Genomic DNA, 13,056 nt, shown 5'->3' on the forward strand with positions numbered 1-13,056 from the left:
GATCAGGTCGTCAGGCGTGTCAGGGCTTCGCGATACTTGGCCGCCGTCTTCTCGACGACATCGACCGGCAAACGCGGCGCGGGCGGCGTTTTGTCCCACACCTGGGTCTCGAGCCAGTCGCGCACAAACTGCTTGTCGAACGATGGCGGGCTGGTGCCCTCGGCGTAATCGGCGGCAGGCCAAAAACGAGACGAGTCGGGCGTCAGGACTTCGTCCATCAGATGCAGCACACCCTGGTCATCCAGGCCGAACTCGAATTTGGTGTCGGCAATGATAATGCCTTTGGTCGCCGCGTACTCGGAGGCTTCGCTGTACAAGCGCAGTGTGATGTCGCGGATTTTCTCGGCCATCTCCTGACCAACTTCGCGCACGACGTGTGCAAAGTCGACGTTCTCGTCGTGTGCGCCGACTTCGGCTTTGGCTGCAGGCGTAAAAATAGGCTGGGGCAAACGACCGGCCTGTTTAAGCCCTGCCGGCAATGCGATGCCGCATACGGCACCGGTAGCCTGGTAGTCTTTCCAGCCCGAACCGATCAGATAACCACGAGCGACAGCTTCGACCATCACGGGTTTGAGCCGCTTGACCACCATAGCGCGTCCGACTACCTGATCGCGCTCTTCGGGAAGAACGACATCTTCGGGCCGGACACCGGTGCTGTGGTTAGGCACAATGTGCGCGAGCTTTTTCAACCAGAACTCGGTCAGGTCGGTGAGCACCTGACCTTTGCCGGGCACAGGATCGTCGAGAATGACGTCGAACGCCGAGATGCGGTCGGTAGCAACAATAAGCAGCTTGTCGTCACCGACCGCATACATGTCGCGCACCTTGCCGCGCGCAAGCAGCGGCAAGGACTGAATAGACGACTGAAGCAAGGCTGACATTTACTGAACTACCTGGGCAAGTTCACCGGCCGCATACTTGCGTGCCATTTCGTCGAGCGCAACCGGCTTGATTTTGCTGGCGTTGCCGGCACAACCAAATTGTTCGTAGCGCTGCAAGCAAATTTGCTTGGCGGCAATACGGGCAGGCTTGAGGTATTCGCGCGGGTCGAACTTGCCGGGGTTCTCGGCCATGAAACGACGGATGGCGCCGGTCATGGCCAGACGGATATCGGTGTCGATGTTGATTTTGCGAACGCCAAACTTGATGGCTTCCTGAATTTCTTCGACAGGCACGCCATAAGTTTCTTTCATGTCGCCGCCAAACTGACGGATTTCGGCGAGGAGTTCTTGGGGAACGCTGGACGAACCGTGCATGACCAGGTGCGTATTGGGCAAACGCTGGTGGATTTCTTTGATGCGGGCGATAGACAGGATGTCGCCAGTGGGCTTGCGCGAGAACTTGTAGGCACCGTGGCTGGTGCCAATAGCGATAGCCAAGGCGTCGAGCTGAGTTTGGCGTACGAAATCTGCTGCTTGCTCAGGGTCGGTCAGGAGCTGGTCCATGGTCAGTTTGCCTTCGGCGCCGTGACCGTCTTCTTTGTCGCCTTGCATGGTTTCAAGCGAGCCAAGACAGCCAAGTTCGCCTTCAACGGTGATACCCAGCTTGTGCGCCATGTCGACCACTTTACGGGTGACATCGACGTTGTAGTCGTAGTCGGCAATTGTTTTGCCGTCTTCTTTGAGCGAGCCGTCCATCATGACGCTGGTGAAGCCCAGGTTGATAGCACCCTGGCAAATGGCGGGCGACTGGCCGTGGTCTTGGTGCATGACAACGGGCAGATGGGGGTAGCTTTCGACAGCCGCCTGAATAAGATACTTCAGGAAGCCTTCGCCGGCGTATTTACGCGCACCCGCCGAAGCCTGCATGATGACCGGGCTGTTGGTTTCGTCGGCGGCCTCCATAATGGCCTGAACCTGCTCAAGGTTGTTGACGTTGAATGCGGGGATACCGTAACCGTTTTCGGCAGCGTGGTCGAGCAGCTGACGCATGGAAACGAGGGCCATGGAAAGACTCCTGTCAGATTGAATAAAGAATGGTTGTCATTTTACCCGAACAGCCGACTTCGGACGGAAGGCTTTCACGACGTGTTCATGGGTTTCGATGTAGGGGCCGCCGATCAAGTCGATACAGTAGGGCACGGCGGCAAATATGCCTGCAACCTGCGTGTTGCCCTGATCGTCTTTCAGGCCTTCGAGGGTTTCGCGAATAGCTTTGGGCTGACCGGGCAAATTAATGATAAGTGCCGCATGATCGGCCGTTTCGCGAATGACGGCAACTTGCCGCGACAAAATGGCCGTGGGCACGAACTTCAGGCTGATCTGGCGCATTTGTTCGCCGAAACCCGGCATGGTTTTTGTCGCGACAGCCAGCGTGGCTTCAGGCGTGACATCGCGACGCGCCGGACCAGTACCCCCGGTGGTCAACACCAGGTCGCAACCGACCTCGTCGACCAGTTCGGCCAGCGTACGCGAAATAAGCGCTTGCTCATCTGGGATCAGACGGGCCTCGAATTGCGCCCCGTTGACCAGCGCCCCTTCAAGCCAACCCTGGAGCGCCGGGATACCCTGATCTTCGTAGGTGCCCGACGACGCGCGATCGGAAATGGACACAAGGCCCACTAACAATTGATCAGAATGGGTACGAACCAGTCGTTTCGCCGTCGTCATAGCAGAGCTCCTTATCGACTTTAGCCGGCGGCGCGCTGTTGCAGAACGTCCACAGCGGGCAGTACCTTGCCTTCGAGGAACTCGAGGAAAGCACCGCCACCGGTCGAGATATAGCCAACTTTGTCGGCAATGTTGTACTTGGCGATAGCCGCCAGGGTGTCGCCACCGCCCGCAATTGAAAACGCGGCGGAATCGGCAATGGCTTGCGCCACCACTTTGGTGCCGTTTTCGAAAGCATCAAACTCAAACACGCCCACGGGGCCGTTCCAGACGATGGTACCGGCCTGTTTGAGAATGTTGGCCAATGTTTGCGCCGTATCGGGACCAATATCCAGAATCATGTCATCTTCGGCGACATCGGCAGACGCCTTGACCGTCGCCTGGGCATCGGCGCTGAAAGACTTTGCGCAGACAACGTCGGTAGGAATCGGTACACCCGCCCCGCGCTTCTGCATGATGTCAATGACCGCGCGGGCCTCTTCGACTTGGTCAGGTTCGGCGAGCGACTTGCCGATAGGCAAGCCCTGGGCCAGCATGAAGGTGTTGGCAATACCGCCACCCACCACCAACTGATCAACCTTGTCGGCCAGTGCACGCAAAATGGACAACTTTGTCGATACTTTTGAGCCGGCCACAATCGCCACCATAGGACGCTTGGGTTGCTCAAGGGCCTGGCCAAGCGCGTCGAGCTCGGCTTCGAGCAAGGGACCTGCGCAAGCCACCGGCGCAAAACGCGCAATACCGTGCGTGGTAGCTTCGGCGCGGTGAGCCGTACCAAAGGCGTCGTTTACGTAAACGTCGCACAGAGCGGCCATTTTGCGCGACAAGGTCTCGTCGTTTTTCTTTTCACCCACGTTGCAACGCGCATTCTCGAGCATGACCACCTGCCCCGGTGCAACGTCAACGCCTTCGACCCAATTGGCGACCAGCTTGACTTCTGTACCCAGCAATTCGGACATACGGCGCGCCACAGGCGCCAAAGAGTCGTCGGCTGTGACAGTGCCTTCGGTGGGGCGACCCAAATGCGAGGTCACCATGACGGCGGCGCCGGCGTCGAGGGCCATGCGCACGGCGGGAATAGACGCACGAATGCGCGTATCTTCGGTGATTTCGCGGTTGTCGTTGAAGGGAACGTTCAGGTCGGAGCGGATAAACACACGTTTACCGGACAGCTGATTGGCTTTAACCAGGGCGGAAAGAGTTTGGACGTTGGACATGGGCGGCGGGGAAAACGAAATTGACAGATAGCGCAAGGGCGGGGATTCCCCGCCCTTTGCAAAAGAACCAACAGCTTACTTGGCAGACATCAAGGCTACTGTGGTGTCGAGCATGCGGTTCGAGAAACCCCACTCGTTGTCGTACCACGAGCAAACCTTGACCAGGTTGCCCGACACTTTGGTAAGACCTGCGTCGACAGTAGACGATGCGGCAGTGTGGTTGTAGTCGACCGACACCAGAGGCTCTTCGCTGTAGTCGAGGATGCCTTTGAGCGGGCCGGAAGCTGCAGCTTCTTTGAGGATGGCGTTGACTTCTTCAACCGTGGTTTCGCGTGCTGCAACAAACGACAGATCGACGATGGACACGTTGATAGTGGGCACGCGCATGGCGTAGCCGTCGAGCTTGCCGTTCAGTTCGGGCAACACCAGACCGACCGCAGACGCCGCACCGGTTTTGGTGGGGATCATGCTGGACGTAGCCGAACGAGCGCGACGCAGGTCGGAGTGATAGACGTCAGTCAGAACCTGGTCGTTGGTGTAAGCGTGAATCGTGGTCATCAGGCCGTTCACAACACCCAGTTTTTGGTGCAGTGGCAATACCAGCGGGGCCAGGCAGTTGGTGGTGCACGAAGCGTTCGAAATAACGGTGTCGGAAGCCTTCAGCACATCGTGGTTGACGCCGTAGACAACAGTCGCGTCGACGTCTTTACCGCCGGGGGCCGAAATAATGACTTTTTTAGCGCCGCCTTTGATGTGCGCGCCAGCCGCTTCTTTGGTGGTGAAAAAGCCGGTGCACTCGAGCACGACGTCGACACCCAGTTCGCCCCAGGGCAATTCGGCCGGGTTACGGTTAGCCAACACACGGATTTTGTCGCCATTAACGACGAGGTGATCGCCGTCGACTTCGACCGTACCGGGGAACTTGCCGTGCGCGGTGTCGTAGCGCGTTAAGTGAGCGTTGGTTTTAGGGTCGCCCAAATCGTTGATGGCCACGATTTCGATGTCGTGTTTTTTGCCGCCTTCGTAGTGAGCACGCAAAATGTTGCGGCCAATACGCCCGTATCCGTTAATCGCTACGCGAATTGCCATGGTAAATCTCCTGTTTATAAAACCTGTTCGACGGCCGCAACAACACGCTCGGCAGTCAGACCGAAATGCTTGAACAACACCCCTGCCGGCGCCGATTCGCCGTACGTGTCGATACCGACAACGACGCCTTCAAGGCCAACATATTTGTACCAGCCTGCCGTGACGCCGGCTTCGACCGCCACACGCGGAATACCTGCAGGCAGAACACTACCCTTCCAGGTCGCGTCTTGTGCATCGAAAAGCTCGGTACACGGCATGGACACAACGCGCACCGCCACGCCTTTTTCGGCCAGTTGCTGTTGTGCCGCCAATGCCAGTTCGACTTCAGAGCCTGTGGCGATAATGACCGCCTTGAAGCCATCGGCATCGGACAACACATAACCGCCACGCGCAATCGCGGCGATCGTGTCGTCGTTACGCTGGACAAAAGGCAGATTTTGACGCGACAGCAACAACGCTGATGGCCCACCTGCACGAACATTCATGCCAATACTGGCCGGACGCGATACTGATTGCGCCCACGCCACGGCTGTTTCGGTGGTGTCGCAAGGACGCCAGACATGCAAATTTGGAATGAGACGCAGGCTGGCGGCGTGCTCGACCGATTGGTGAGTGGGGCCGTCTTCGCCCAAACCGATAGAATCGTGCGTAAACACATGAACCACGCGCTGTTTCATGAGCGCGGCCATGCGAAGCGCATTGCGAGAGTAGTCGGAGAATGTCAGGAACGTGCCGCCGAAAGGCAGGTAGCCACCGTGCAGGGCAACGCCGTTCATGATGGCAGCCATACCGAACTCGCGCACGCCATAATTGATGTGACGGCCGAACTGCAGACCGTTTTCAGTGGCACGGACAGGTTGGGCACCCTTCCAGTCGGTAAAGTTTGAACCGGTCAGATCGGCTGAGCCGCCCAGCAATTCGGGCAGCACGTCGACCAAGGCAGTAATGGCCAGCTGCGAAGCCTTGCGCGTTGCCACGGTTTCGGCGCGCTCGGCGGTAGCGCGAATGAATGCCTGAACCTGACCTTCGAACCCGTCGGGCAAATCGCCTTTCATGCGACGTTGGTATTCGGCCGCCAGTTGCGGATAGGCCTGGGCGTATGCATCAAAGGCTGTGTCCCACTCGCCCTGCCAAAGCTGACCCTTGACCCGGGCATCCCAACGTTGATAGATATGAGCCGGAATTTCGAACGGCGCGTGCGGCCAATTCAGGGCGGCACGAGTGGCAGCAATTTCGTCGGCCCCCAATGGCGCTCCGTGTACTTTTTCGGAACCTTCCATGTTGGGCGCGCCTTTGCCAATCACCGTACGGCAGCAAATAAGCGTGGGGCCCTTGTTTTGGGCTGCATTCTGTTTGGCCTGTTCGGTGGCCTGGTCGACCGCCATCACGTTGTGCCCGTCTACATTACGGATCACATTCCAGCCATAACTTTCAAAGCGCGCGGGGGTGTCGTCGCCAAACCAGTGCTCGACGTTACCGTCGATGGAGATACCGTTGTCGTCGTAGTAAACGATCAGCTTGGACAACTTAAGCGTACCCGCAAGCGAGCACGCTTCGTGGGAGATACCTTCCATGAGGCAGCCGTCGCCCACAAAGGCATACGTGAAGTGGTCGACAATATTATGACCGTCACGGTTGAACTCTTTGGCCAGCAGGGCCTCGGCAAGCGCCATGCCCACTGCATTGCTCACACCCTGGCCTAACGGGCCGGTTGTGGTTTCAACGCCAGCGGTAATACCCACTTCGGGGTGGCCCGGCGTACGAGAATGCAGCTGCCGGAAGTTCTTGAGTTCTTCGATGGGAAGATCGTAGCCACTTAAATGCAGCAGCGCGTAAATAAGCATGGAGCCGTGACCGTTGGACAATACGAAACGGTCGCGGTTGGCCCATGCCGGATCGGCCGGGTTATGACGCAAATGGCGCGTCCAGAGGGCTTCGGCAATATCGGCCATACCCATAGGGGCGCCGGGGTGGCCCGACTTGGCTTGCTGGACTGCATCCATGGCCAGAGCTCGGACGGCATTGGCCAGAGATGAATCTTGAGTGGGCGATTGGCTCATTTAGTACTCGCAAAACGTGGGCATGCCCGCAAAACACTAGGGCAAACCCCAATAAATTAGCGTTGTAAAGCCCGGCATTTTAACACCGTGGTAAGAATTAACTTGTTACGGCCAAACCCGATACACTTGTCGACACCGACGTAAAGCCTGCGATTTCTGCATCCGCATCGCTTTTGATCACCTGACAACGCCCACATTCATGCCACGTTTCTATTGCCCCACCCCGTTAACCGCGCAGCACACCATGGCGCTGCCCGACGCCTTGGCGCATCACGCCGTACGCGTATTGCGGCTAAAAAACAACAGCCCTATCACTCTGTTCGATGGGACGGGGGGAGAATACCAGGCCATATTGCACATCGACGGCAAGCACGCCTTCGCCCAATTGGATGACAAAGACCCGATAGAGCGTGAGTTGCCGGGCCACATCACCTTGGCGCAAGGCCTGGCTTCCGGCGACAAAATGGACTGGATCATCGAAAAAGCCGTCGAACTTGGCGCCACCCGGGTTGTGCCTATCGCGGCCCGCCGCAGCGTACTGCAACTATCGGGGTCACGTGCCGAAAAACGCCTGCAACACTGGGAAAAAACCATACAGTCGGCTTGCGAGCAATGTGGTCGAAATCGTCTGCCTACGGTAACCGCTCCGGTTTCACTGGCCGATTTTCTGGCCAGTGGCACAGCGGGCCTGACCCTACTGTGTCACCCGCAGTCATCTACAACGCTGGCTCAGGCCGTTGCTGGCCTGACCACAGCCCACATTACCTTGCTTGTCGGACCAGAAGGCGGTTGGTCCGACGAAGAAACAGCCACAGCCCTGAAGCACGGCGCGACGCAGATCAGTTTTGGCGCCCGCGTACTGCGTACCGAGACCGCAGGACTGGCGATGATTTCGGCCATTAGCGCCCTGCTGGGCTGGCACTAACCGCCCAGACACCCACCGATATGCGCCAACAAGCCAGGCGCACGCAAAAAAGCCGGGACGAGCCCGGCTTAAAAAGACTAACTGCCTGAATACGGCATGGGCGAAACGCCCGGTTCAGGGTCGGGGTGCTTACCCGCATGCTCGATGGCAAAAGCAAAAATACGCCCATTGTTGGCGGCATACTCGACCACGTCTTCACAGACCGAGGCAATAGCTTTGGCATCGTCAGCCAAGGCCGGATCACCCGAGTGCAGATTGTGGAACCACAACACCATACCCGCCTTCTGGTCGATAACGGTGTCGCATAAACAATCGTAAAGGGCGTCGAGATTGCTACCAAAAAACTCGGGGAAATCGACCGCCTTGACCACGGCACGCAATACGGCGGAGCGACTGCGTGCGCGGTCACATTCGACTACGCACCAGTTCAGCCCCAAGGCTTGCGCCTGATCGGCAAGCGCTTCCTGGGTGACTGTAGCAGCGTCAAACTGGCCGCCCTTTTTCAGCTTTTTTTCCAACGCGGTCTGAGTCATGAGTGCGCCTCTGACAAATAGTTAAAACGCATTACTTAGTCAAACCCCGGGTGTTGGCATCGACAACGGCCATTGCCGTCATGTTGACGATACGGCGAACAGTTGAGCTTGATGTCAGGATGTGAACCGGTGCATTTGCACCCAACAAGAACGGGCCTACTGCCACATTGCCACCCGCCGCTGTTTTCAGCAAGTTGTAAGCAATATTTCCTGAGTCGACGTTGGGACAAATCAACAAATTGGCTGCCCCTTTCAGGGTTGTGGACGGCAGAATACGCTCGCGCAGAGACTCGTCAAGCGCGCAATCGCCATGCATTTCGCCATCGACCTCAAGATCGGGCGCGTGTTCGTGGACCAGTTCGAGCGCACGACGCATTTTGCCGCCTGACGACGAACTGCCCGTACCGAAATTAGACCGCGACAACAGCGCGATTTTAGGTTCGATATTGACACGACGCATCTGCTGGGCCGCCGCGATCGTGATTTCGGCAATCTGCTCGGCTGTTGGATCGTCGTTGACGTGCGTATCAGCTAAAGCGACCGTACGTTCGGACAACAGCAGAATATTCATGGCCGCGTAGGTATTTGCCCCCGGCGCCTTCCCGATGACTTCATCGATAAAACGCAGGTGATCGGCATACGAGCCCACTGTGCCGCAAATCATGCCGTCGGCGTCGCCCATACGAACCATCATGGCGCCAATCAGGGTCAGGCGGCGACGCATTTCGACGCGCGCCATTTCTTTGCTGACACCGCGACGACACATCATTTCCCAGTAAGCTGTCCAGTATGTGTGGAAGCGCTCGTCCCAGTCGGGGTTAGTGACTTCGACATTCTCGCCAAGTTTGAGCCGCAAGTTAAACCGCTTGATGCGGGCCTCGAGCACGTCGGGACGCCCCACCAAAATTGGCTTGGCCAGTTTCTCGTCGACAATAATCTGAACCGCACGCAACACGCGTTCGTCTTCGCCTTCGGTAAAGACAATGCGCGCCTTGCCACCGTCGCGCACCATGGCTTTTGCCGCCGAGAACATCGGCTTCATGAAGGAACCTGAGCGGTACATGAACTGTTGCAACTGCTCGGCATAAGCTTCGAAGTCTTCGATGGGGCGCGTAGCCACACCGTCATCCATCGCTGCTTTGGCAACCGCAGGGGCAATACGCAAAATCAGGCGTGGGTCGAAAGGTTTGGGAATGAGGTATTCGCGGCCAAACGACACGCCATAGGTGCCATAAGCGGCTGCCACGACGTCGTTTTGCTCTTCTTGGGCCAAGGCCGCAATGGCATACACCGCGGCTTTTTCCATGCCGCGGGTAATGGTTGTGGCACCGACATCGAGCGCCCCCCGGAAAATATACGGGAAGCACAATACGTTGTTGACCTGGTTGGGATAGTCGGAACGGCCGGTAGCCATCACGACATCGTCACGCACTGCGTGCGCGTCATCAGGAAGAATTTCGGGATTGGGGTTGGCCAATGCCAGGATAATGGGGTCGGCGGCCATGCGTTTGACCATGTCGGGCTTAAGTACGCCCCCGGCCGACAAACCTAGAAATACATCGGCATCACCAATGACATCGCCCAATTTACGAGCATCGGTATCTTGCGCGTACCGCGCTTTTTCGGGGTCCATTAACGTGGTACGGCCCTTGTACACAACGCCTTCGATATCGGACACCCAGATATTGGACACGGGCAGCCCCAGGTCGACCATCAGATCGAGACAGGCCAGCGCGGCCGCACCAGCGCCGGACACCACGACCTTGACCTGATCAATCTTTTTGTTTACCACGCTGAGCGCGCCAATAAAGGCTGCAGCAACGCAAATGGCTGTACCGTGCTGGTCGTCGTGAAACACCGGAATGCTCATGCGCTCGCGTAACTTGCGTTCGACCTCGAAGCATTCGGGCGCCTTGATGTCTTCAAGGTTGATGCCACCAAATGTAGGCTCGAGACCAGCGATGATGTTGACGAGTTTGTCTGGGTCGGATTCGTTGATTTCGATGTCGAAGACATCGATGCCGGCAAATTTCTTGAACAGTACGGCTTTACCTTCCATGACCGGCTTGGACGCCAGTGCACCGATATTGCCCAAACCTAACACCGCAGTACCGTTGGTGATGACCCCGACCAAATTGCCACGCGCCGTATAGCGATGCGCATTTTGCGGGTCGGCTACGATTTCTTCGCAGGCGGCAGCCACCCCCGGCGAGTAAGCCAGCATCAGGTCGCGCTGGTTTGAGAGCTGTTTTGTGGGTGTGACAGCGATTTTGCCGGGGCGACCTTTCTCGTGGTACTCGAGGGCCGCTTTGCGCAGATTTTCTTCCATGATAGATCTTTACCAGAATGAACGAAGAATGACGGGTTCCCATTCTAGCCCCGCTTTCGCGACGCCGGGGCGTTGGCGAGGATTATTACGCAGAACCCGTAATAAAAATATCAGAGGTCCTGACCCGGATGGGGAAAAATACCACAGGGGTCGAACATGCCTTTGATCTGAAGATCAAGCCCCTGCGCGGTATACCAATGATCGCCTGGTTCGCCAGCTTGTTTGCCCCAGTCTTTAAGTACCGGCGGAGAAACCGGGTCGCTCAACGCCTCGAAGACCATCCAGTCGACCCACGCCAGGTCGCCGCCATGCCCCAACAACAAGTGCGACAAATTCAATACCCGCCCCGGCTCAGGCATGAGCGCATCAAGACGATACCGACCCGGCCAGTATTGGCTTTCGGCGCATTCGCGGGCAGGCGCGTCGGCGGCCAGACGAAACAACTGCGGCACCAGACTTTGCAGCGTCAGGCTGCCCAGCGGCTGTTTGTTGTCGGCACCAAAAGGCCCGAGCACCCCGGTGGTGCCATCGGCAAGCACCACTGATGCCAACGACAGGCCCGATCGCCAGGTTTGGCCTGTCGGCCAGTTCATCAGGGTGCGGTCGGCGATACACGCCGCGACCGACAAATAACTGGGAAACGAATCGAACTGTCGCAAGCCCGCTTGCTGTAACTCGCCCACCAAGCAACCCGGCTGAACAAACCACAGGTGCTGCGCGTCGGGCATGGGCTGACATTGGGTCATTTCGCGGCCGGGGTCGATGCGCAATACGGACTGGCCAACCGGCAACGTCGGGTAATCAATACCATCAAGCACCATGATGATGCCGTACTCGGCGCAAAGCTCGCGCGCATGACGCGCATCGGCCACACCCTGAACCACCAGGCGCCCCCGACCATAACCGTCGTATTCGCCATCGTCGTAAAACGTACCGCCCACCACCCGGCGCAAACGCTGACTGAACTGGCCCCAGGCCGTTTTTGCAACACGACGCCCCGTAAAAAATGCCCGACGGGATGAAGACTCCATTGCTGATTTCCTTTGTACCGCTTTATGAGATTTAATAATGCCTTGACCCGATTCAGCGCCTACTACAGAGACCCAAAATGCCTCATCTGGCCCAGCGATGCAACGCAGTTTTGCCATTCTACGCCGTCGAATTATTCAAGCAAGCCAACGCCCTTAATGCCCAAGGGCACGACGTTATCAGTCTGGGCATTGGCGAGCCCGACTTCACCGCACCCGGCCCAGTACTCGACACGCTGAACCGCGCTTCAGCGGCCGGGCTTTCGGGGTACACACCGCCGCTGGGCCTGAGCGCGCTACGCGAAGCCATTGCGCAATATTACGGTGCCGCTTTCGGGGCGCCTGTCGACGCATCGCGCGTGGTCATTACCGCCGGCGCATCGGGCGCACTAATGCTGGCCGCCATGGCGCTGATCAACCCGGGCGACGAGGTGTTGCTGCCCGACCCGTCCTACCCGGCCAACCAGAATTTCATCATCAGCGCTGGCGGTATTCCGCGCTTGATACCCTCAACCCCCGAACAACGTTTTCAGCTGTCGGCTGACGATGTCCGCCGTCATTGGGGGCCGGCCACACGTGGTGTACTGATCGCATCACCCAGCAACCCCACCGGCACGCGCATCGCACCCGACGAACTGAAAGCACTGGTCGCCGAAGTGCGCCGCCACGGCGGATTCATCATCATGGATGAAATCTACTTGGGGTTGTATTACGGCGATCGTCCGCAAAGTGCATTAGTGCTTGATGACGACATCATCATTATCAACAGTTTTTCGAAGTATTTTCACATGACCGGCTGGCGACTGGGCTGGATGATTATCCCGCCCGACATGATCGAAGCCGTCGACCGCCTGGCAGCCAGCCTGACCATCTGCGCCCCCAGTCTGGCGCAACATGCAGCCCTGACCTGCTTCGAGCCCGACGTCATGCACATCTACGAAAACCGCCGCCTGTCTTTTCAGCAGCGACGCGATTACCTGTTGCCACAGCTCGAACAACTGGGGCTACATGTGCCGGTAACGCCTGATGGCGCGTTTTATATCTATGCCGATATCAGCCAGCACAGCACCGACAGCGAAGACTTTTCTCAGCGCCTGTTAAAACAGGCGCACGTCGCCGCCGTACCCGGGCGCGACTTCGGACCGTTTCATGCCGATCGTATGCTGCGGTTTTCGTATACGTTGGGGCTCGATCGCCTTGAGGAAGCCGTCGACCGGATGCGGAAGTTTTTGGGTTAACCCAGGCGCGGCACCGGCCGTATCGGTC

General features: G+C 57.8%; 11 protein-coding genes. 2 read left to right on the plus strand and 9 right to left on the minus strand.

Annotated features, from left to right (window positions below; genetic code table 11):
• Positions 1 to 2: 2 nt before the first annotated feature.
• From PuT2_RS01690 to tkt, 6 genes are all read right to left on the minus strand, one after another.
• A complete protein-coding gene (locus tag PuT2_RS01690; protein ID WP_093969290.1) occupies positions 3 to 881 on the minus strand; it encodes a phosphoribosylaminoimidazolesuccinocarboxamide synthase in 879 nt (292 codons plus the stop codon).
• Positions 882 to 1,946 (minus strand): class II fructose-bisphosphate aldolase, encoded by a 1,065-nt coding sequence (fba, locus tag PuT2_RS01695; RefSeq protein ID WP_093969291.1) that lies wholly within the window; start codon positions 1,944 to 1,946, stop codon positions 882 to 884.
• A 36-nt stretch (positions 1,947 to 1,982) separates the two neighbouring features.
• Entirely contained in the window at positions 1,983 to 2,609 is a 627-nt protein-coding gene (gene mog, locus PuT2_RS01700; protein ID WP_093969292.1) for a molybdopterin adenylyltransferase, read from the minus strand.
• A gap of 20 nt (positions 2,610 to 2,629) precedes the next feature.
• Entirely contained in the window at positions 2,630 to 3,826 is a 1,197-nt protein-coding gene (locus PuT2_RS01705) for a phosphoglycerate kinase (protein WP_093969572.1), read from the minus strand.
• A gap of 75 nt (positions 3,827 to 3,901) precedes the next feature.
• Positions 3,902 to 4,915 (minus strand): type I glyceraldehyde-3-phosphate dehydrogenase, encoded by a 1,014-nt coding sequence (gene gap / locus PuT2_RS01710; protein ID WP_093969293.1) that lies wholly within the window; start codon positions 4,913 to 4,915, stop codon positions 3,902 to 3,904.
• Positions 4,916 to 4,929: 14 nt separating this feature from the next.
• The gene (gene tkt / locus PuT2_RS01715) at positions 4,930 to 6,975 is read right to left on the minus strand and encodes a transketolase (RefSeq protein ID WP_093969294.1); all 2,046 of its coding nucleotides are present in this window, start codon (positions 6,973 to 6,975) and stop codon (positions 4,930 to 4,932) included.
• A gap of 199 nt (positions 6,976 to 7,174) precedes the next feature.
• Here tkt and PuT2_RS01720 point away from each other — a divergent pair, with 199 nt between their 5' ends.
• Positions 7,175 to 7,900 carry a 16S rRNA (uracil(1498)-N(3))-methyltransferase gene (locus PuT2_RS01720; RefSeq protein WP_093969295.1) on the plus strand — a complete coding sequence of 242 codons (726 nt, stop codon included), beginning with the start codon at positions 7,175 to 7,177 and terminating at the stop codon, positions 7,898 to 7,900.
• A 77-nt stretch (positions 7,901 to 7,977) separates the two neighbouring features.
• Here PuT2_RS01720 and PuT2_RS01725 read toward each other — a convergent pair whose 3' ends face one another.
• The 3 genes from PuT2_RS01725 to PuT2_RS01735 form a co-directional block, all read right to left on the minus strand.
• Entirely contained in the window at positions 7,978 to 8,433 is a 456-nt protein-coding gene (locus tag PuT2_RS01725; protein WP_093969296.1) for a barstar family protein, read from the minus strand.
• A 31-nt stretch (positions 8,434 to 8,464) separates the two neighbouring features.
• On the minus strand, positions 8,465 to 10,762 hold the full coding sequence (locus tag PuT2_RS01730; RefSeq protein ID WP_093969297.1) for an NADP-dependent malic enzyme: 2,298 nt from the start codon (positions 10,760 to 10,762) through the stop codon (positions 8,465 to 8,467).
• Between the two features lie 110 nt (positions 10,763 to 10,872).
• On the minus strand, positions 10,873 to 11,793 hold the full coding sequence (locus PuT2_RS01735; RefSeq protein WP_093969298.1) for a hypothetical protein: 921 nt from the start codon (positions 11,791 to 11,793) through the stop codon (positions 10,873 to 10,875).
• A 77-nt stretch (positions 11,794 to 11,870) separates the two neighbouring features.
• On the opposite strand from PuT2_RS01735, the gene PuT2_RS01740 reads away from it, so the two are divergent.
• Positions 11,871 to 13,028, plus strand: a complete 1,158-nt coding sequence (locus tag PuT2_RS01740) for a pyridoxal phosphate-dependent aminotransferase (RefSeq protein ID WP_093969299.1) — start codon at positions 11,871 to 11,873, stop codon at positions 13,026 to 13,028.
• Positions 13,029 to 13,056 lie beyond the last annotated feature (28 nt).

The organism is Pusillimonas sp. T2, assembly GCF_002236805.1.
GTDB lineage: Bacteria > Pseudomonadota > Gammaproteobacteria > Burkholderiales > Burkholderiaceae_B > Neopusillimonas.